We start from the raw sequence: 18146 nt of genomic DNA, 5'->3' as shown, positions 1-18146 counted from the left end.
GTTAGTTTGTCTAGCATCTAAAAATAAAAATTGACGTTTCACGTTGTTTGTTTCGTTCAGTTTTCAAAGAACTACTTAGTCGCTCATTTGCGACTTCCTTATGTTAACATCTTCGTTTTTCGATGTCAACTAAGTTTTTTAATTTCTTTTTTTTCGTCTTCTGCGTTTCTGCATCAGCGACGGTTATTAATTTATCATATAATAACCATTAACGTCAATACTTTTTAATAAAAAGTTCTTTTTCTTACATAACGAATACATTCCTCTGCATTGGCGACTCTTCGAAACAAACAAAAAATGATTTTATATCTTTCTTCCATCGCTTTTTTTACAACCTCATGAATGCGTTCATCTTCAAAGTCAAATAAAAGTTCTTCTAACTCTCTCTTCAATATGTATTCCATTTCTTTTTTCTCTTCTTTCGTTAACATAAATCCAAGCAACTCATCACCTCAATCATTTCTTACAGAGCAATAAACATTCCGCTCATTTTCACTTATCAAAATCCTATCATTCATTATATCCACCACCTACGATATTAATCCCTTGTTCTCTTTTTTATATTTACAGCATATATGTAACTGAAAAGGATTGGACAAAGGGGCGTAATATTATGTTTTTCTTTTTTATTACGAGTAAAAGAAACTTTAAACACATTAGCTTAATAGTGATACTTTCCTTATTTACAGCATGGCTACTCTTTTTGAAAACATATTCACATGAGTCTGCTTTTTCAACTGCTACAGGACCTAAAGTTATTTACAAAGGCGACACCTCTAAAAAACAAGTTGCATTCACGTTTGATATTAGTTGGGGAGACAAAAAAGCAATTCCAATCCTTGATACACTTAAAGAAAAGGACATTAAGAATGCAACCTTCTTCCTTTCTGCAGCATGGGCAGAAAGACACCCTGATGTTGTTGAACGCATCATAAAAGATGGACATGAAATCGGTAGTATGGGTTATAATTACACATCCTACACTTCTCTAGAGACAAATGAAATACGAAGAGATCTTTTGCGAGCACAAGATGTTTTTACAAAACTCGGTGTGAAACAAGTCAAGCTATTACGTCCACCTAGTGGAGACTTTAACAAAGCAACACTTAAAATAGCAGAATCACTCGGATACACTATCGTTCATTGGAGTAATAACTCAAACGACTGGAAAAATCCTGGTGTAAACAATATCGTTTCCACTGTCTCTAACAATTTGAAAGGTGGAGATATCGTCTTATTACACGCATCCGATTCTGCTCTTCAAACAAATAAAGCTTTACCACTGCTCCTACAAAAATTAAAGAGTGATGGGTATGAACAAATATCAGTATCACAACTTATTTCCAACACAAGTACAAAAAGTGAAGATGTACAGTAATTCTTTTCCCTCGTGCCTTCACTCATAAAAAGCTCTACTACCTTTCATTAAGGTAGTAGAGCTTTTTTATCCCGATATTTGCATTCGGACAACTACTCTGCTAAAAAACTATCTTCGTTAGGCCGACTTACTCGTTTTCCCAATTAAACGATGTAATATAAGTAACTGATATGCATTACATAATAATAGCGGTATAACCATTAAATATAACCAATCGGTATCATTAATCCGAAGCGCTGGTACCCATTCGAGAATTGTTACAACAACCATAAAGAACAAAGCAGGCACAAATGCCTTTTTATTCGTTTCTTTACTCTTTACATAAGCAACAATTGCTCCGAACACAAATAATATTCCAGCAACAAGTATGTTATTCCCTAATGAAACTTCCCCATTTGCAATCAGTACGGATCTTAAATACACGAAATCAAATAAAACAAATGCAATAAAGAAAAGCTGTACTGCATTCCATAAAGAAGATGATCGAAACATACCTAGCCCAAAACGATGGATTGTTAAATAGGCAAAGAACCCCATTTGACTTATAACACTAAAAATAAATCCTACACCCATCAACCAAAAGGAAACTGCTAAAATCTCCTTTCCGTCGAAATTTTGAAAAAATTTAGCGTACTTGTCCCACTCCAAAACAAACCCAATAATGACCGTACTAATCCCACCAAGAAACAACGTCGTAAAAAATAGTCGTACCCACTTGCGGCTATTCACAACACATCCCCCATTATCCTTATATTTCTAATTAAATTGTATCAATGACAATTTCAAAAAGCTAGCCATGTTCATGTATAAATTCCTTAAAGATATTTATATTAAAAAGAGAGAACTGTGCTGAAAGGAGTTCCAACTTATGAAACGGATGCTGCTCGTTTTGACTTCTTCTTTTCTATTTCTTGTACTTGTAGCATGTGCACAAGAAAAAGAAGCAAAGTCCGAACTTGATTATGATCAAACAAAGAAAATGATTGTTGATATTTTAAAAACCGATCAAGGTAAGAAAGCCATTCAAGATGTGTTAACTGATGAAAAAATGAAACAAGCACTCATACTAGATGAAACAGTAGTAAAGAAAACGATTGAAGATGCAATGGTATCCGACAAAGGGCAACAATTCTGGGAAAAGCTCTTTAAAGACCCTGAGTTCTCATCAAAATTTGCTAAAAGTATGGGGAAAGAACAAACAACCTTAATGAAAACATTACTAAAAGACCCAGAATACCAAGCAGGCGTTATAGAAATTATGAAAAACCCTGAAGTAGAAAAAATGATGTTACAAACAATGAAGAGCAAAGAATACCGTCAATATTTACAACAAGTACTAACAGAAACTGCTGAAAGCCCACTCTTCCAAGCTAAGATGATTGATATTATTAGTAAAGGTGTACAAAAAGCCGAAAAAAGTGGATCTGATAAGAAAGAAGCAGGCGGCGAGGGTGGTTCCCAAGACGGTAAAAAGGAACAGCAGTAAAAATAATAACGATAATAATGAGTGGACAATATATGTATCGCCCACTCATTATTATTTTATTTTTGTGCAACAGCTGTTTTATCAATTACTGTCTCAGCTATCGTGCGATAAATAAGACCTGTCGTATGTGTATCTTCATATACTGACGGTGCAAAGTCTTCTTTATTCCAATCGGGTTGTTGAAGCGGGATTCTGCCAAGTACTTCTGTTTGAAGTTCTGTAGCTAATTTATCTCCTCCACCTCTTCCGAACACATATTCTTTTTCACCGGTTGTTTTACTTTCGAAATAAGCCATATTTTCAACAACACCAAGAATACTATGTTCTGTACGTAAAGCCATAGCTCCAGCACGCGCTGCTACAAATGCCGCTGTTGGATGCGGCGTTGTTACAATAATCTCTTTACAAGCCGGCAACATTGAATGTAAATCTAGCGCAACATCACCTGTACCCGGTGGTAAATCTAAAACTAAATAGTCTAAATCGCCCCACTCCACTTCTGTAAAGAAATGATTTAACATTTTCCCAAGCATAGGCCCTCTCCAAATAACCGGTGCATTATCTTCTACAAAGAATCCCATCGAGATTACCTTTACACCTAGACGCTCCACTGGAATTATTTTATCTCCTCTTACAACAGGACGTTTTTCTATCCCCATCATATCCGGTACGCTAAAACCATAAATATCGGCATCAATTATACCAACCTTTTTCCCTAGACGAGCTAAAGCAATGGCAAGGTTAACAGAAACTGTTGATTTTCCGACTCCACCTTTTCCACTCGCTACTGCTAAAAATGTCGTTTTTGAATTTGGCGACAATAAAGATTCATTTTGCTCTTCTTCCTGTTCCGGTGCAAACTGAGCTAATTCCTCTTCTGTAAATTCTGCAAAGCGAAGCCCTACTGTTGCTGCCCCTAGTTCTTTTACTAATTTTACAATTCCAGATTGCAACTGCATTTGTTCCGCAGTACCGGTTTTTACAATTGCAATTTTAACACTTACATGTTCCTTCTCAGGCTTGACTGTTACCTCTTTAATTGCACCTGTTTCTTTTAACGTTTTATGTAAAAACGGATCTACAATCCCTTCTAACGCTTCCACTACTTGCTCTTTCGTTACCATAATTAGCCCAGCCCCCTGTATGAAAAATAACGTAATGTTAAATTAAATGTCTCTCTCTTTATTTTTGAAATAAATGCGTTTACATTTCCAGTATAACATATTTTCGGAAAACTTCGTTAACGAGATAAACTCAAAAAAATCCTCCTTATTCTGGAGGATTTCCTTTTTCCGTGAAATAACGTAATATACCACGATATACTGCAGCCGCTACCTTTTGCTGATATTTCTCCGAATTTAACATATACCTTTCATTTACATTCGATAAAAATCCAGCTTCAATTAAAGCGCCTGGTGTTTTCGCATACTTTAATAAATACACATGAGAAATTGTTTTAGCAGAACGATTTGTATTCTCTAAACTCGTTCTCAATTCAGCTTGTATAAATTTCGCAGCACGTTCATTTTCAATCGAAGAACGGTAATAGAACGTTTGTGCGCCTTTCGATCCACTACTAGTTAAAGCGTTTAAATGAATACTCGCAAAAAAGTCTACATCAGGTTTATTAATAATCTCTACACGCTTTTTTAAATCCTCTGCTTTACGTCTACTATATGATTTTGTATCTTTCTGAGCTAAATCATAATCTCCATCACGCGTTAAAATGACTAGTGCACCTTGCTCTTGTAAATAATCTTGTACCTTCTTTGTAATCTCAAGCGTAATATCCTTTTCTACAATATCCTTTCCACCAACAGCCCCTCCGTCTGGCCCACCATGCCCAGCATCTAATACAATTACTTTCCCTGATAAGGGTAAATTCCAAGCTCGCCACGATTTTGTAATTTGAAACTCTTGTTTGACTAAAAAAAACAAAACAACCGCAGCGAGTGCAAAAGAGATAATTCGAATTCTCTTCATACCTTTCCTCCTCCAGCTAGTCCCTCTAATTACTTATATGGGACAAGAGGAAAGTTTATGCTTGTCTTAATGAAGCTTTAAACGATATCTTCTTTCACCTTTTTCATACCCCTCCTGCCACCATAAGCCGATAAACTGCTGGCAAGATTCAAAAAGCAATTCCTCATCTTGTAACTTAATTTCCCTCATAGTCATGCTAGTTAAAAATTGAAATAGTGTTTCTGTTAATTGTTGCTCTTCTTCTAAGGCTCTATATTTCACATCAAAGAATGATTCACCATAATAACCAAACTTACTGTATCTCGCTCCTAATAAATACGACTCTATCCCTAATTCAATACAATAATCTTCATACTGACGATGAAGTTCCTGCATCTGAAAGGCATCCCTAATATTTGAACGTAATGTTTTTAATGATAATTCTCGCAGCATCTTCCGTTCATATTTCAACTGCTTTTCTTTTTGTTTTTCTTGTAAGCTGACAATGACATTCATAGTACTTATAAACCTCCCTAATACGTATTAGTCTAAACTTCTAAAGAAGAAGCATACGCGAGAGGATAGCACTAAAATATTCCAAACTACAAAAATCACAAAAGAGGAATGAAACATAAAAAAACCCCAACCAAAATGGTTGGGGTTTGTAGTTCGCAAAAATTAACGTTTTGAGAACTGAGGTGCACGACGTGCGCCTTTAAGACCGTATTTTTTACGCTCTTTCATACGTGCGTCACGAGTTAATAGACCTGCACGTTTTAGTGTTAGACGGTATTCTGGATCAGCTTTTAATAAAGCGCGAGAAATACCGTGACGAATAGCACCAGCTTGACCAGTGTATCCACCACCATTTACGTTTACAAGTACATCGTAGTTACCTAAAGTTTCTGTTGCAACTAGAGGTTGTTTCACTACTTCACGTAATGCAGCAAATGGGATATAGTTTTCAAAATCACGACCGTTAATGATAACGCGTCCTTCGCCTGGAACTAGGCGTACGCGCGCTACTGAACTCTTACGACGTCCAGTGCCATAGTATTGAACCTGTGCCAAAGTAAGCCCTCCTTTAATTGATTATCCGCGAAGTTCGTAAACTTCTGGTTTTTGTGCTTGGTGTGGATGCTCTGCTCCAGCATACACGTTTAGTTTCTTAGAAACTTGACGGCCTAAGCGTCCTTTTGGAAGCATGCCTTTAATTGCAAGCTCTAACATTTGTACAGGGTAGTTTGTACGCATTTCTAGAGCTGTTCTTTGTTTAAGTCCACCTGGGTGGTTAGTGTGACGGTAGTAAATTTTATCGTTTAATTTATTACCTGTTAAATGAATTTTCTCAGCGTTAATAATAATTACATGATCACCCGTGTCAACGTGTGGTGTAAATGTAGGTTTGTTTTTACCACGTAAAATGGATGCTACTTCACTAGCAAGGCGACCTAAAGTTTGACCTTCAGCATCAACCACATACCATTTACGCTCAACTTCGTTAGCTTTTGCCATAAAAGTCGTACGCATGTGTTTCCCTCCTCGTTATCTTTTCCATAGAAAAAATCTATTGTTTATCTTAAACACGATTTCCTTCCGGGGCTAATCGTGGTTTTAGAAACAATACCATATGTTATGATATACTTTTGAGTTTCTAATGTCAAGCAAATGTTACACCAGGATTAGTTGTTATAGTTTACCTGCCATAAGTAAAGCCCATGACCTGGAGCCATCTTTCCAGCAAACTGACGATTTTGTTTCGCCAAAATCTCTGGAATGCTATCAGGATCAAGCTTTCCCTGCCCTACGCTAAGCAACGTACCAACAATAATTCTGACCATATTATATAAAAATCCATTCCCTACAAAACGAAAAATTAATTCATCGTCTTGCTCAATTAACTCAATTTCATAAATTGTTCGCACTTTATCTTTTTTGTCAGTTTTTGCCGAACAAAAAGAAGTGAAATCATGCGTTCCGATAAAATAAGGAATCGCTTTTCTTATAGAATTGATTTCGAGCGGATATGGATATTGATATACGTAATTTCTACGGAATACATCCGCAGTCTTTGATAATAATACACGGTAACGATATTCTTTTCTCTCGACACCGTAACGCGCATGAAATTCTTCTGTTTTTTTCTCTACCTGTCTGATAACAATATCATCTGGCAGCATTGTGTTTAATGCATTACTCCATTGCCACTCTTCAAGAGACAACGGTGTATCAAAATGTATGACTTGTCCTTTAGCATGAACGGTAGAATCCGTCCTGCCCGATGCCTGAACACGAACAAGTTCTCCTTTATGCAATTTCTGCAAAGCTTTCTCTATCTCTTGTTGAACAGTACGATGCTGCGGCTGAATTTGATAACCACAAAAATGCAGGCCATCATATGCAACCGTACATTTTATTCTATCCATTTCTCTATTCTCCATTACGATCGCACCCATGCCAAAATACAAGCTAAACAAAGTAAGCTTATAATCGTTACTGTATCGCTTATTTTCCAGCGTAGTTGCCTAAATTTAGTACGTCCTTCGCCACTTTGATATCCACGAGCTTCCATAGCAATTGCTAAGTCCTCTGCACGCTTAAAAGCACTAATAAATAGAGGGACAAGTAGTGAAATAATAGCTTTCATCCTATCTTTTATCGGTCCCCCTGCGAAATCAATACCACGTGACGCTTGTGCCTTCATTATTTTACTCGTTTCATCCATTAATGTCGGGATAAAACGAAGAGAAATTGACATCATTAATGCGATTTCATGAACAGGAACTTTTATACGCTTCAACGGCTTTAATAACGTCTCCAGACCATCTGTAATCTCAATAGGTGTCGTCGTTAGCGTTAATAATGTTGTTATTAAAATAATAACGAAGAATCGTATAGAAATGTATATCCCTTGCTCTAATCCTTTTTCATGTATCGAAAACCAACCAAGCTGGAATAGTACTTCCCCTTCTTTATTTGTAAAAATATGCAGGAAAAATGTAAAAAGAAAAATCCATAGAATTGGTTTTAAGCCCGAAAGTACATAACGAATCGGCACTTTTGCAAAAAATAAAGCAATGAGTGCATATAAAAATAAAAATCCATATGAAATCGCATTATTTGCTAAGAAAACAACAAATACATATAAAAAGACAATCAGCAGCTTCGTACGTGGATCAAGTTGATGAATAAGCGAATTCCCTGGAATATACCTTCCAATAATCAACTGCTGCATGATTCATGACCACCTTTTCGTAATACCTGCACAACTTCATGAGTAAGATCCTCTAAAGATAAGGTAGCCTTTGGAATTGAAATACCAAACTTCTCTTCAATCGCACGTTTATACTTTAAAGACATAGGAAGATCCACGCCAATTTTCTCTAATTCATCAGCATGTGAAAATACTTCCTCTGCACTTCCTTGCAAAAAGACCGTTCCTTTATGCATAACTACAATCTGCTGCGCATATTGAGCAGCATCCTCCATATTATGCGTTACAAGGATAACTGTAAGACCTTTCTCCTTATGAAGCTTATAAAACATCTCCATAAGTTCATTCTGCCCTTTAGGATCTAGTCCAGCTGTAGGTTCATCTAAGACAAGCACTTCAGGTTCCATCGCCAGTACGCCTGCTATCGCAACACGCCTCATTTGCCCACCGCTTAACTCAAATGGCGAACGTGTTAACAGTGCTGGTTCTAATCCTACAAGTTCAATTGCCTCTCTTGCCTTTTGCTTCGCTTCTTCTACAGATACTCCAAAATTAGTAGGGCCGAAACAAACGTCTTTCTCCACAGTCTCTTCAAATAACTGATGTTCTGGGAATTGAAAGACAACCCCTACTTTTTTACGTAGTGGCTTTAGCTTTTTCTCTTTCTTTCCTGCCGAAATAAAATGTTCCCCAATTTGAACGGTACCACTTGTCGGCTGCAATAAACCATTTAAATGTTGAATCATCGTCGACTTACCTGAACCAGTATGACCGATAATGGCATAATAGCCCCCACTTGGAAACGACACGTCCACATCATAAAGTGCGCGTCTTTCAAACGGAGTTTTATATTGATAACGATGTTCTACTTTTTGGAATGTAATCTCCAAAGTTCGTTCACCAAGCTTTCCATTGTAAGATGCGTATTTTGCAAGAGAATTTCATTTCTTTTTAATAATTCTGCTATTTTCACTGAAAATGGTACATCTAATCCAATTTCTTGGAGCATATGAGAGGACTTGAAAATTTGTTCTGGAGTCCCTTCCTCTAATATCTCTCCCTTATTTAAAATAATGACACGGTCTGACTGTGCCGCTTCTTCTAAATCGTGCGTAATTGATAACACGGTAATACCTTTTTCATTAACAAGTTGTCTAACCGTTTCTACTACTTCACGTCTCCCTTGGGGATCTAACATTGAAGTTGCTTCATCTAGTATTAAAATAGATGGCTGAAGTGCTAAAATACCTGCTATTGCCACTCGCTGCTTTTGTCCACCAGATAACGAATGAGGCTCATCATTAAGAAAATCTTCCATACGGACAAGTCGCAAGGCCTGTTCTAATCTTTCTATCATCTGCTCTCTTGGCATTCCGATATTCTCTAAACCAAATACAACATCATCTTGCACTGTTGTTCCAACAAATTGATTATCTGGATTTTGAAATACCATTCCAATTTGTTTTCGAACATCCCATACCGTTTCCTCTGATAAAACCATTGTATCGTTTACTGTAATTGTCCCTGCTTCCGGCAAAAACAAACCATTCAATAATTTTGCAAGTGTAGACTTCCCTGAACCGTTTTGTCCAATAACAGATACCCATTCTCCCTCATATAAGGAAAATGAAACATCTTTTAATGCATAAGTGGCTGCCCCAGGATATTGAAATGATATATTTTCTGTCCGAAGTTTCTCTTTTTTCAATACAAGGCACCCTTTCCTTCGCCAAGTTAACCTATTTTTATATTTAAAAAAAAGGGCCATGACCAGTTTCTTGAAAAGAACTGTCCTGCCCTTTTAATTATCATTATACTAACTCGATAATTACCATTGGTGCTGCGTCTCCGCGACGTGGACCAATTTTTGCAATACGAGTGTATCCGCCTTGGCGCTCAGCATAGCGTGGAGCTACATCAGCGAATAATTTTTGAAGTGCATCTTGACCAGTCTCAGCGTTAGCTACTTCATTGCGAATGAAAGCTGCTGCTTGACGACGAGCATGAAGATCTCCGCGTTTACCTAAAGTGATCATTTTTTCCACTACAGAACGAAGTTCTTTTGCACGAGTTTCTGTCGTTTGGATGCGCTCGTTGATAATTAAATCAGTAGCTAAGTCACGTAACATAGCTTTACGTTGCGCACTTGTACGGCCTAATTTTCTGTATGCCATTCGTAGTTCCCTCCTTTGTTGATGGGTTTAAATCCTCAGTCGTCTTTACGTAAACCTAAACCTAATTCCTCAAGTTTATGTTTAACTTCTTCTAAGGATTTACGTCCTAAGTTACGAACTTTCATCATATCTTCTTCTGTTTTGTTCGCAAGCTCTTGTACAGTATTAATTCCTGCACGTTTTAGGCAATTATAAGAACGAACAGAAAGATCTAGTTCTTCGATAGTCATCTCAAGAACTTTCTCTTTTTGATCTTCTTCCTTCTCGACCATAATCTCAGCATTTTGTGCTTCGTCAGTTAAACCAACAAAGATATTTAAATGCTCAGTTAAGATTTTGGCACCTAAAGAGATAGCTTCTTTTGGCCCGATGCTTCCATCCGTCCATACATCAAGCGTAAGCTTATCATAATTAGCCACTTGTCCGACACGTGTCTTTTCCACTTGATAAGTCACACGTGATACCGGCGTATAAATAGAATCAATAGGAATTACTCCTATTGGTTGATCTTCGCTTTTATTTGCATCAGCTGGCGTATACCCACGGCCACGCTTTGCAGTTAAACGCACGCGGAAATGCGCATCTTTTGCTAACGTTGCAATGTGTAAATCTGGATTTAAGATTTCTACATCACTATCGTGAGTAATATCAGCAGCTGTGACAATACCTTCGCCCTGCACATCAATTTCCAACGTCTTCTCTTCTTCAGAGTAGATTTTAAGAGCTAACTTTTTCAAGTTTAAGATGATCGTCGTAACGTCTTCTACTACGCCCTCAACTGTTGAAAATTCATGTAATACGCCATCGATTTGGATAGCAGTAACAGCGGCACCAGGGAGTGAGGATAAAAGAATACGACGTAAGGAGTTACCCAAAGTAGTACCATATCCACGCTCAAGCGGTTCAATTACGAATTTACCATATTTAGCATCTTCGTTAAGTTCAACCGTTTCGATTTTCGGCTTTTCGATTTCAATCATTAACTAAACCCTCCTTCAAAACGTCGAAACCCCGGTTAAACAAAGGTATAACCTCTGTTTAACCGAAAGTCCCCCTTAGGCAGTTCCCGATTGTGCACAACAAGCGATGTTTCTGTACGAAATTTCTCGATAATGCATCATATCCATTATAGACAAAAGGGAAAATTCTATACAGAAAAATTACACACGACGACGTTTTGGCGGACGACATCCATTATGAGGAACTGGAGTAACATCTCTAATTGCTGTTACTTCTAGACCTGCAGCTTGAAGAGCACGAATTGCAGCTTCACGACCAGCACCAGGACCTTTAACAGTAACCTCTAAAGTTTTTAAACCGTGCTCCATTGCAACTTTAGCAGCAGCTTCAGCAGCCATTTGCGCAGCGAATGGAGTAGATTTACGAGATCCACGGAAACCAAGTGCACCAGCACTAGACCAAGAAAGTGCGTTACCGTGAGTATCTGTAAGTGTTACGATTGTGTTGTTGAAAGTAGAACGAATATGAGCTATACCAGCTTCGATATTCTTTTTCACACGTTTTTTACGAGTGTTTGTTTTACGTGCCATTGTTAGTTCAACCTCCTTTACTTATTATTTCTTTTTATTTGCTACTGTACGACGTGGACCTTTACGTGTACGAGCATTGTTTTTAGAGTTTTGACCACGAACTGGTAAGCCACGACGGTGACGAAGACCACGGTAAGAACCGATCTCCATTAGACGTTTAATGTTAAGAGATACTTCACGACGAAGGTCTCCCTCAACTTTAATACGATCGATGATATCACGGATACGTCCTAATTCGTCTTCCGTTAAATCACGAACTCGTGTTTCTGAAGAAATACCAGCTTCAGTAAGAATTTTTTCAGCAGTTGTGCGACCAATGCCGAATACGTAAGTTAAAGAAATAACAACGCGTTTGTCTCGAGGAATATCTACACCTGCGATACGTGCCATTCTGAATGCACCTCCTTCTGATTAACCTTGTTTTTGTTTATGTTTAGGGTTTTCACAAATAACCATTACTTTTCCACGTCTACGAATAACTTTACATTTTTCGCAGATTGGTTTAACTGACGGTCTTACTTTCATGTCTCGAACCTCCTTAAAGATTACGGAGTGCTATATTATTTAAAACGGTACGTAATACGACCACGATTTAAATCGTACGGAGATAATTCTACCGTAACTTTGTCTCCTGGTAAAATACGAATGAAGTTCATACGGATTTTACCAGAAACGTGAGCCAATACGACATGCCCATTCTCTAATTCTACTTTGAACATAGCATTTGGCAACGTTTCAAGAACGGTACCTTCGACTTCAATTACATCATCTTTAGCCATTCAATAGTTCTCCCTTCTTCAAATCAGTAACATTTTACACTGCTCTGAAATCCCGGAGAGCCAGCTACTTATAAAGTGGTAAGGATTTCGTATCCTGCTTCTGTAAGAGCAATCGTGTGCTCAAAATGGGCACACCATTTACCATCTACCGTTACCACTGTCCAGTCATCAGATAGTGTTTTTACATATCGTCTTCCTTGATTCACCATCGGCTCAACACAGATGACCATTCCCGGCTTTAATCTAGGGCCTCTATTTGGTGGACCATAGTGCGGGATTTGAGGGTCCTCATGTAAGTCTTGCCCGATTCCGTGACCAACATACTCCCTAACGATTGAGAATCCATTCTCTTCAGCATGGGTTTGAACCGCATGTGAGATATTTGATAATCTTTCGCCTGGTTTTACTTGTTCTAGACCAAGATACAACGATTTTTCTGTGACATCAAGTAGCTTTTGAACAGATTCAGAAATGTTTCCAACTGGATACGTCCATGCAGAATCTCCATGGTACCCATTGTATTTCGCACCAATATCGATACTGATGATATCGCCCTCTTTGAGCTTGCGCTTCCCTGGAATTCCGTGTACAAGCTCTTCATTTACAGAAGCACATATGCTCCCCGGAAATCCGTTGTATCCTTTAAAAGATGGCGTAGCACCATATTTTTGAATCGTCTTTTCCGCTATTTGATCGAGCTCTTTCGTTGTAATTCCTGGAGTAATGTGCTGTTTTAACTCTTGATGAGTTAAAGCAACGATCCTGCCAGCTTCTCGCATGATTTCTATCTCGCGAGGAGTTTTGCAGATTATCATTACGCTAAGCCTCCGATGAGAACATCGATATCAGCAAATACTTTATTGATATCTTGCTCACCATTAATGCTTTCTAAGTAACCAAGCTCCTCGTAGAAATCAAGCAAAGGTTTTGTTTGCTTAATATTTACATCTAAACGATTTGCTACAGTTTCTTCATTGTCATCAGAGCGTTGGTATAATTCGCCACCACATTTATCGCACACATCAGCTTTCGCTGGTGGATTGAATTCTAAGTGGTAAGTCGCACCGCACTCTTTACAAATGCGACGGCCTGTAAGACGTTTTAATAACAACCCTGAATCCACATTAATGTTTAAAACATAGTCGATTTTTTTGCCAAGATCTTTCATAATTTCTTCAAGAGCTGATGCTTGTGCAACAGTTCGTGGGAAACCGTCTAGTAAGAATCCTCTTACGCAGTCTTCTTGGCTTAAACGATCACGAACGATTCCGATTGTAACTTCATCTGGGACAAGAGCACCTTTATCAATAAAAGATTTAGCTTGTAAACCCATTTCAGTTTCAGCCTTCATAGCTGCACGGAACATATCTCCTGTTGAAATGTGAGGGATGTTATACTTGGCAACAATCTGTTCGGCTTGTGTACCTTTACCAGCACCAGGAAGCCCCATTAAAATTAAGTTCATCCTTGTTCCCCCTCAGAGTACATGAGCATGTAGGGAAGACGCTTCTTCCCACTTACTCACTGCTTGATAAACCCTTTGTAATGGCGTTTTACCAGTTGGCTTTCTAGCTGCTTCATTGTTTCTAAAGCAACGCCGACAACGATTAACATACTCGTTCCACCAATCTGTGCAGATGGAGGAAGATTTCCCAGTTTCGTAAAGATAACTGGTAAGATTGCAATCGCTGCTAGGAAAATTGATCCTACAAAGGTCAAACGATACAAGATTTTTGTTAGATATTGTTCCGTATTCTTACCCGGACGAATACCTGGAACATATCCACCTTGCTTGTTTAGATTCTCTGACATCTGCTCTGGATTAACCTGAACAAACGCATAGAAATATGTGAAGGCTACAATGAGCGCAACATATATGATCATTCCCACTGGGTGAGAATAGTTAAAGTTTGCAATAATCCACTGCGATACATCATGTTTCGGGAAGAACTGTGCAATAGTTGGTGGTGTAATTAAGAATGAAACAGCAAAAATGACTGGAATAACACCCGCACTATTTACCTTAAGTGGTAAATGAGTGTTTTGTGCTCCAGCATGATTCCCATTCGCTCCTGTTACACGCTTCGCATATTGAATTGGGATCTTTCTAACAGCCTGTTGAATGAAAATAACACCCACAATAACTGCTAGCACAGCTAGTAAGATCAATGCAACTTTAACGATACTCATGAACAATTGATCTCCGATATTTTGAAACTGTTGCTGATACACTTGAGATATAACACTTGGGATCGCTGCGGCAATACCACCAAAGATAAGGATGGAAATACCATTACCTACACCTTTAGCTGTAATCTGTTCACCTAACCACATTAAAAATGCAGTACCAGCAGTCAGTACCGTAGCAATGTATAAATAAGTGCTCCAACCAGGATTCAAAATTAATTGCCCACCTACCATACCGTTAAAACCGATTGACATACCAAACCCCTGAATAAACGCAAGAACAATTGTAAAGTAACGCGTGAATTGCGTTAGTTTACGACGGCCCATTTCACCTTGCTTTGACCATTCCGAAAATTTAGGAACAACATCCATCTGCAATAATTGCACGATGATGGATGCTGTAATATACGGCATGATTCCCATCGCGAAGATGGAAAAGTTTTTCAAGGCGCCACCGCCAAATGTATTTAGGATACCTAAGGCATTTAATTGATCTTGTGCTTTCAGTACGTCTCCATTTGTAAATGGCACGGGGATAAACGTGCCAATCCTGAATACGATTAACATCGCTAAAGTGAATAATATTTTACGTCTTATCTCAGCAACGCGCATAAAGTTGGAGATTGTACGAAACATTAGATCACCTCAACTGATCCGCCAGCTGCTTCAATTGCTTCTTTAGCACTTGAAGAGAACTTGTGCGCTTTAACAGTTAATTTTTTCTCTACTGCTCCGCTTGCAAGAATTTTAACACCGTCGTTTAACTTGCTGATAACGCCAGTTTCCAGCAATAATTCAGGTGTTACTTCTGTACCATCTTCAAAACGATTTAACGTTGATAAGTTTACAATAGTAAACTCTTTACGGTTAATGTTTGTGAAGCCGCGTTTTGGTAAACGACGGAATAATGGAGTTTGACCACCTTCGAAGCCAAGACGAACACCGCCACCAGAACGTGCGTTTTGTCCTTTATGACCTTTACCAGCAGTTTTACCGTTACCAGAACCGATACCACGACCGACACGGTTACGTACTTTACGAGAACCTTCTGCAGGTTTTAATTCATGAAGTTTCATTCCCAGGCACCTCCTTATATTAATGAGTTATCCTTAAGCTTCTTTTACAGTTATAAGGTGAGAAACTTTGTTGATCATACCAAGAATAGCAGGAGTTTCTTCCTTAACTACAGTTGAATTCAACTTTTTAAGACCTAAAGCTTCTACCGTCGCACGTTGATCTTGTGGACGACCAATTACACTACGAGTGAGGGTAATTTCTAACTTTTTCGCCATTTGTTTTCCCTCCTTAACCTAGTAGCTCTTCTACAGATTTACCGCGTAATTTTGCAACATCTTCAGCGCGCTTAAGTTCGCTTAATCCGTTCACAGTAGCGCGAATCATGTTGATTGGTGTGTTAGAACCAAGAGATTTCGAAAGAATATCTTGTACACCAGCTAATTCAAGTACCGCACGAACAGGTCCACCTGCAATAACACCAGTACCTTCAGCAGCAGGTTTTAAGAATACTTCACCAGCTCCAAAATGACCGTTGATTGTGTGTGGAATTGTTGTACCAACTAATGGTACAGCGATTAAGTTTTTCTTAGCGTCTTCGATAGCTTTGCGAATTGCGTCTGGTACCTCTTGTGCTTTACCAGTACCGAATCCAACATGACCGTTTTTATCGCCAACTACAACTAGTGCAGCAAAGCGGAAACGACGACCACCCTTAACAACTTTCGCGACACGATTTATCGTAACTACACGTTCTTCAAGTTCTAATTTACTTGGGTCAATGCGATGCATCAATTTTCCCTCCTTTGACCATTAAAATTGTAATCCAGCCTCACGAGCAGCTTCAGCTAGAGCTTTAACACGGCCATGGTATAAGTAACCACCGCGATCAAATACTACTTCTTTAACGCCTTTCTCTACAGCACGCTTAGCAACTGATTCTCCTACTTTCGTAGCAGCTTCAGTATTGCTAGTACCGTTAAGAGCAAGGTCTTTATCAAGAGTAGATGCACTTACTAACGTTACACCATTCACATCATCAATAACTTGAGCGTAAATATGTTGATTAGAACGGAACACGTTTAAACGTGGACGTTCTGCAGTACCAGTAAGTTTAGCACGTACACGTGCATGTCTTTTCTTACGAGTCGCATTTTTATCAGCTTTAGTGATCATTCTTGTCACTCCTTTCTCTCACCTAACGGGTTTACTTAGCAGTTTTACCTTCTTTACGACGAACAACTTCGCCTTCGTAACGAATACCTTTACCTTTATATGGCTCAGGAGCACGTACAGCACGGATGTTAGCAGCAAATTCGCCAACACGTTGCTTGTCGATACCTTTGATTACGATTTTAGTTGGTGCAGGTACTTCAACTTCAAGACCTGCTTCCGGAGTCATTTCTACTGGATGAGAATAACCTACGCTTAATACAAGTTTATCTCCTTGTTTTTGAGCACGGTAACCAACACCGACTAATTCAAGTCCGCGTGCGAAACCTGTAGTTACACCTTCAACCATGTTTCCGATTAAAGCACGAGTTGTACCGTGTAATGCACGGTGTTCCTTCTGTTCAGATGGACGCTCAACTGTTAGTGTATTTTCTTCAATTTTGATAGACATATCAGCATTGAATTTACGAGTTAATTCACCTTTAGGGCCTTTTACTGTTACAGTATTGTCTTCTGCAATTGTAATAGTAACACCTGCAGGGATTTCAAGAATCTTTTTACCAATACGAGACATGTGGTCACACCTCCGTTCGTTTTAAATATATATTACCAAACGTATGCTACTACTTCTCCACCAGTTTGTAATTGACGAGCGTCTTTATCTGTCATTACTCCCTTAGATGTAGAAACAAGAGCGATACCTAATCCGTTAAGTACACGTGGTACTTCATCAGCTTTAGCGTAAACGCGTAAGCCAGGTTTACTGATACGTTTTAATCCAGTGATTACACGTTCATTGTTTGCACCATATTTCAGGAAAATACGAAGGATACCTTGTTTGTTATCCTCGATGTATTCTACATCACGAATGAAACCTTCACGTTTTAAAAGTTCAGCGATCTCTTTTTTGATTTTAGAAGCAGGAACCTCTAATTTCTCATGACGTACCATGTTCGCATTACGGATGCGAGTAAGCATGTCTGCAATTGGATCTGTCATCACCATGTGTTTTACCTCCTTCCCATTTGTGGGTTTTACCAACTAGCTTTTTTAACACCAGGAATTTGACCTTTATATGCAAGTTCACGGAAACAAATACGGCAAAGCTTAAATTTGCGGTATACAGAATGCGGACGACCGCAGCGTTCGCAACGTGTATACTCTTGTACTTTAAACTTAGGAGTACGCTTTTGTTTCGCTATCATAGATTTTTTAGCCACGTTTTCGCC

The 18146-nt window shown here is 38.6% G+C and carries 29 protein-coding genes; 2 read left to right on the top strand and 27 right to left on the bottom strand.

The window, feature by feature from the left end; all coding sequences use genetic code 11:
• Positions 1-224: 224 nt before the first annotated feature.
• Positions 225-443 (bottom strand): hypothetical protein, encoded by a 219-nt coding sequence (locus V7S50_RS32020; protein ID WP_016089662.1) that lies wholly within the window; start codon positions 441-443, stop codon positions 225-227.
• Between the two features lie 170 nt (positions 444-613).
• Here V7S50_RS32020 and pdaB point away from each other — a divergent pair, with 170 nt between their 5' ends.
• The gene (pdaB, locus tag V7S50_RS32015; RefSeq protein WP_063222360.1) at positions 614-1378 is read left to right on the top strand and encodes a polysaccharide deacetylase family sporulation protein PdaB; all 765 of its coding nucleotides are present in this window, start codon (positions 614-616) and stop codon (positions 1376-1378) included.
• Positions 1379-1495: 117 nt separating this feature from the next.
• Here the strand turns inward: pdaB and kbaA are convergent, their stop codons facing one another.
• Complete coding sequence (kbaA, locus tag V7S50_RS32010; RefSeq protein WP_242256471.1) at positions 1496-2107, bottom strand: KinB signaling pathway activation protein KbaA; 612 nt, start codon at positions 2105-2107, stop codon at positions 1496-1498.
• Positions 2108-2246: 139 nt separating this feature from the next.
• On the opposite strand from kbaA, the gene gerD reads away from it, so the two are divergent.
• Complete coding sequence (gerD, locus tag V7S50_RS32005; protein WP_048562644.1) at positions 2247-2864, top strand: spore germination protein GerD; 618 nt, start codon at positions 2247-2249, stop codon at positions 2862-2864.
• Positions 2865-2920: 56 nt separating this feature from the next.
• Here the strand turns inward: gerD and V7S50_RS32000 are convergent, their stop codons facing one another.
• From V7S50_RS32000 to rpsN, 25 genes are all read right to left on the bottom strand, one after another.
• Positions 2921-3988, bottom strand: coding sequence for an Mrp/NBP35 family ATP-binding protein (locus V7S50_RS32000; RefSeq protein ID WP_016089666.1), 1068 nt, complete (start codon positions 3986-3988; stop codon positions 2921-2923).
• A 145-nt stretch (positions 3989-4133) separates the two neighbouring features.
• On the bottom strand, positions 4134-4847 hold the full coding sequence (cwlD, locus tag V7S50_RS31995; protein WP_060629217.1) for an N-acetylmuramoyl-L-alanine amidase CwlD: 714 nt from the start codon (positions 4845-4847) through the stop codon (positions 4134-4136).
• A 66-nt stretch (positions 4848-4913) separates the two neighbouring features.
• The gene (locus V7S50_RS31990; protein WP_001101006.1) at positions 4914-5342 is read right to left on the bottom strand and encodes a YbaK family protein; all 429 of its coding nucleotides are present in this window, start codon (positions 5340-5342) and stop codon (positions 4914-4916) included.
• A gap of 162 nt (positions 5343-5504) precedes the next feature.
• On the bottom strand, positions 5505-5897 hold the full coding sequence (gene rpsI, locus V7S50_RS31985) for a 30S ribosomal protein S9 (protein ID WP_000079986.1): 393 nt from the start codon (positions 5895-5897) through the stop codon (positions 5505-5507).
• 21 nt (positions 5898-5918) lie between these two features.
• On the bottom strand, positions 5919-6356 hold the full coding sequence (gene rplM, locus V7S50_RS31980) for a 50S ribosomal protein L13 (RefSeq protein WP_001260793.1): 438 nt from the start codon (positions 6354-6356) through the stop codon (positions 5919-5921).
• A gap of 152 nt (positions 6357-6508) precedes the next feature.
• On the bottom strand, positions 6509-7252 hold the full coding sequence (gene truA / locus V7S50_RS31975) for a tRNA pseudouridine(38-40) synthase TruA (RefSeq protein ID WP_309259595.1): 744 nt from the start codon (positions 7250-7252) through the stop codon (positions 6509-6511).
• A gap of 14 nt (positions 7253-7266) precedes the next feature.
• Positions 7267-8061 (bottom strand): energy-coupling factor transporter transmembrane component T family protein, encoded by a 795-nt coding sequence (locus V7S50_RS31970; protein ID WP_242256475.1) that lies wholly within the window; start codon positions 8059-8061, stop codon positions 7267-7269.
• Entirely contained in the window at positions 8049-8930 is an 882-nt protein-coding gene (locus V7S50_RS31965; RefSeq protein WP_242256477.1) for an energy-coupling factor ABC transporter ATP-binding protein, read from the bottom strand. The genes V7S50_RS31970 and V7S50_RS31965 overlap by 13 nt, the downstream gene beginning before the upstream one ends.
• A complete protein-coding gene (locus tag V7S50_RS31960; protein WP_142332871.1) occupies positions 8906-9748 on the bottom strand; it encodes an energy-coupling factor ABC transporter ATP-binding protein in 843 nt (280 codons plus the stop codon). Before V7S50_RS31960 ends, V7S50_RS31965 begins: the two co-directional genes overlap by 25 nt.
• A gap of 103 nt (positions 9749-9851) precedes the next feature.
• Positions 9852-10214, bottom strand: coding sequence for a 50S ribosomal protein L17 (rplQ, locus tag V7S50_RS31955; protein WP_000331490.1), 363 nt, complete (start codon positions 10212-10214; stop codon positions 9852-9854).
• Between the two features lie 35 nt (positions 10215-10249).
• Positions 10250-11194, bottom strand: coding sequence for a DNA-directed RNA polymerase subunit alpha (locus tag V7S50_RS31950; RefSeq protein ID WP_000569643.1), 945 nt, complete (start codon positions 11192-11194; stop codon positions 10250-10252).
• 180 nt (positions 11195-11374) lie between these two features.
• Entirely contained in the window at positions 11375-11764 is a 390-nt protein-coding gene (gene rpsK / locus V7S50_RS31945) for a 30S ribosomal protein S11 (RefSeq protein WP_000101797.1), read from the bottom strand.
• A gap of 24 nt (positions 11765-11788) precedes the next feature.
• Complete coding sequence (rpsM, locus tag V7S50_RS31940) at positions 11789-12154, bottom strand: 30S ribosomal protein S13 (protein WP_000090790.1); 366 nt, start codon at positions 12152-12154, stop codon at positions 11789-11791.
• Between the two features lie 21 nt (positions 12155-12175).
• Positions 12176-12289: a 50S ribosomal protein L36 gene (gene rpmJ, locus V7S50_RS31935; protein WP_000868344.1), complete on the bottom strand. Its 114-nt coding sequence runs from the start codon at positions 12287-12289 to the stop codon at positions 12176-12178.
• Positions 12290-12324: 35 nt separating this feature from the next.
• Positions 12325-12543 carry a translation initiation factor IF-1 gene (gene infA, locus V7S50_RS31930; protein WP_001029884.1) on the bottom strand — a complete coding sequence of 73 codons (219 nt, stop codon included), beginning with the start codon at positions 12541-12543 and terminating at the stop codon, positions 12325-12327.
• Positions 12544-12611: 68 nt separating this feature from the next.
• Positions 12612-13358 (bottom strand): type I methionyl aminopeptidase, encoded by a 747-nt coding sequence (gene map, locus V7S50_RS31925; RefSeq protein WP_000582539.1) that lies wholly within the window; start codon positions 13356-13358, stop codon positions 12612-12614.
• Positions 13358-14008: an adenylate kinase gene (locus tag V7S50_RS31920; RefSeq protein WP_060629213.1), complete on the bottom strand. Its 651-nt coding sequence runs from the start codon at positions 14006-14008 to the stop codon at positions 13358-13360. The genes map and V7S50_RS31920 overlap by 1 nt, the downstream gene beginning before the upstream one ends.
• A gap of 56 nt (positions 14009-14064) precedes the next feature.
• Entirely contained in the window at positions 14065-15366 is a 1302-nt protein-coding gene (gene secY / locus V7S50_RS31915) for a preprotein translocase subunit SecY (RefSeq protein ID WP_060629212.1), read from the bottom strand.
• Complete coding sequence (gene rplO / locus V7S50_RS31910) at positions 15366-15806, bottom strand: 50S ribosomal protein L15 (protein ID WP_000766083.1); 441 nt, start codon at positions 15804-15806, stop codon at positions 15366-15368. Before rplO ends, secY begins: the two co-directional genes overlap by 1 nt.
• A 33-nt stretch (positions 15807-15839) precedes the next feature.
• A complete protein-coding gene (rpmD, locus tag V7S50_RS31905; RefSeq protein ID WP_001085231.1) occupies positions 15840-16022 on the bottom strand; it encodes a 50S ribosomal protein L30 in 183 nt (60 codons plus the stop codon).
• Between the two features lie 13 nt (positions 16023-16035).
• The gene (gene rpsE / locus V7S50_RS31900) at positions 16036-16536 is read right to left on the bottom strand and encodes a 30S ribosomal protein S5 (protein WP_000554646.1); all 501 of its coding nucleotides are present in this window, start codon (positions 16534-16536) and stop codon (positions 16036-16038) included.
• A gap of 21 nt (positions 16537-16557) precedes the next feature.
• On the bottom strand, positions 16558-16920 hold the full coding sequence (rplR, locus tag V7S50_RS31895) for a 50S ribosomal protein L18 (RefSeq protein ID WP_000628818.1): 363 nt from the start codon (positions 16918-16920) through the stop codon (positions 16558-16560).
• Positions 16921-16951: 31 nt separating this feature from the next.
• The gene (rplF, locus tag V7S50_RS31890) at positions 16952-17491 is read right to left on the bottom strand and encodes a 50S ribosomal protein L6 (protein ID WP_063222355.1); all 540 of its coding nucleotides are present in this window, start codon (positions 17489-17491) and stop codon (positions 16952-16954) included.
• Between the two features lie 32 nt (positions 17492-17523).
• The gene (gene rpsH, locus V7S50_RS31885; protein WP_000245511.1) at positions 17524-17922 is read right to left on the bottom strand and encodes a 30S ribosomal protein S8; all 399 of its coding nucleotides are present in this window, start codon (positions 17920-17922) and stop codon (positions 17524-17526) included.
• Positions 17923-17951: 29 nt separating this feature from the next.
• Entirely contained in the window at positions 17952-18137 is a 186-nt protein-coding gene (gene rpsN, locus V7S50_RS31880; RefSeq protein ID WP_001085700.1) for a 30S ribosomal protein S14, read from the bottom strand.
• Between the last annotated feature and the right edge of the window lie 9 nt (positions 18138-18146).

The sequence above is a fragment of the Bacillus sp. CCNWLW194 genome (assembly GCF_037120585.1).
GTDB classification, from domain to species: Bacteria; Bacillota; Bacilli; order Bacillales; family Bacillaceae_G; genus Bacillus_A; species Bacillus_A basilensis.
Note: the sequence above shows the minus strand (reverse complement) of the source record. Positions and strands in the feature narration are given on the sequence as shown.

Excerpts from the sequence above, each read along its gene's own strand:
- pdaB (WP_063222360.1), top strand. The coding sequence starts at position 614 with ATGTTTTTCTTTTTTATTACGAGTAAAAGAAACTTTAAACACATTAGC.
- gerD (WP_048562644.1), top strand. The coding sequence starts at position 2,247 with ATGAAACGGATGCTGCTCGTTTTGACTTCTTCTTTTCTATTTCTTGTA.
- V7S50_RS32000 (WP_016089666.1), bottom strand. The coding sequence starts at position 3,988 with ATGGTAACGAAAGAGCAAGTAGTGGAAGCGTTAGAAGGGATTGTAGAT.
- cwlD (WP_060629217.1), bottom strand. The coding sequence starts at position 4,847 with ATGAAGAGAATTCGAATTATCTCTTTTGCACTCGCTGCGGTTGTTTTG.
- V7S50_RS31990 (WP_001101006.1), bottom strand. The coding sequence starts at position 5,342 with ATGAATGTCATTGTCAGCTTACAAGAAAAACAAAAAGAAAAGCAGTTG.
- rplM (WP_001260793.1), bottom strand. The coding sequence starts at position 6,356 with ATGCGTACGACTTTTATGGCAAAAGCTAACGAAGTTGAGCGTAAATGG.
- truA (WP_309259595.1), bottom strand. The coding sequence starts at position 7,252 with ATGGATAGAATAAAATGTACGGTTGCATATGATGGCCTGCATTTTTGT.
- V7S50_RS31970 (WP_242256475.1), bottom strand. The coding sequence starts at position 8,061 with ATGCAGCAGTTGATTATTGGAAGGTATATTCCAGGGAATTCGCTTATT.
- rplQ (WP_000331490.1), bottom strand. The coding sequence starts at position 10,214 with ATGGCATACAGAAAATTAGGCCGTACAAGTGCGCAACGTAAAGCTATG.
- V7S50_RS31950 (WP_000569643.1), bottom strand. The coding sequence starts at position 11,194 with ATGATTGAAATCGAAAAGCCGAAAATCGAAACGGTTGAACTTAACGAA.
- rpsK (WP_000101797.1), bottom strand. The coding sequence starts at position 11,764 with ATGGCACGTAAAACAAACACTCGTAAAAAACGTGTGAAAAAGAATATC.
- rpsM (WP_000090790.1), bottom strand. The coding sequence starts at position 12,154 with ATGGCACGTATCGCAGGTGTAGATATTCCTCGAGACAAACGCGTTGTT.
- rpmJ (WP_000868344.1), bottom strand. The coding sequence starts at position 12,289 with ATGAAAGTAAGACCGTCAGTTAAACCAATCTGCGAAAAATGTAAAGTT.
- infA (WP_001029884.1), bottom strand. The coding sequence starts at position 12,543 with ATGGCTAAAGATGATGTAATTGAAGTCGAAGGTACCGTTCTTGAAACG.
- map (WP_000582539.1), bottom strand. The coding sequence starts at position 13,358 with ATGATAATCTGCAAAACTCCTCGCGAGATAGAAATCATGCGAGAAGCT.
- V7S50_RS31920 (WP_060629213.1), bottom strand. The coding sequence starts at position 14,008 with ATGAACTTAATTTTAATGGGGCTTCCTGGTGCTGGTAAAGGTACACAA.
- secY (WP_060629212.1), bottom strand. The coding sequence starts at position 15,366 with ATGTTTCGTACAATCTCCAACTTTATGCGCGTTGCTGAGATAAGACGT.
- rplO (WP_000766083.1), bottom strand. The coding sequence starts at position 15,806 with ATGAAACTTCATGAATTAAAACCTGCAGAAGGTTCTCGTAAAGTACGT.
- rpmD (WP_001085231.1), bottom strand. The coding sequence starts at position 16,022 with ATGGCGAAAAAGTTAGAAATTACCCTCACTCGTAGTGTAATTGGTCGT.
- rpsE (WP_000554646.1), bottom strand. The coding sequence starts at position 16,536 with ATGCATCGCATTGACCCAAGTAAATTAGAACTTGAAGAACGTGTAGTT.
- rplR (WP_000628818.1), bottom strand. The coding sequence starts at position 16,920 with ATGATCACTAAAGCTGATAAAAATGCGACTCGTAAGAAAAGACATGCA.
- rplF (WP_063222355.1), bottom strand. The coding sequence starts at position 17,491 with ATGTCTCGTATTGGTAAAAAGATTCTTGAAATCCCTGCAGGTGTTACT.
- rpsH (WP_000245511.1), bottom strand. The coding sequence starts at position 17,922 with ATGGTGATGACAGATCCAATTGCAGACATGCTTACTCGCATCCGTAAT.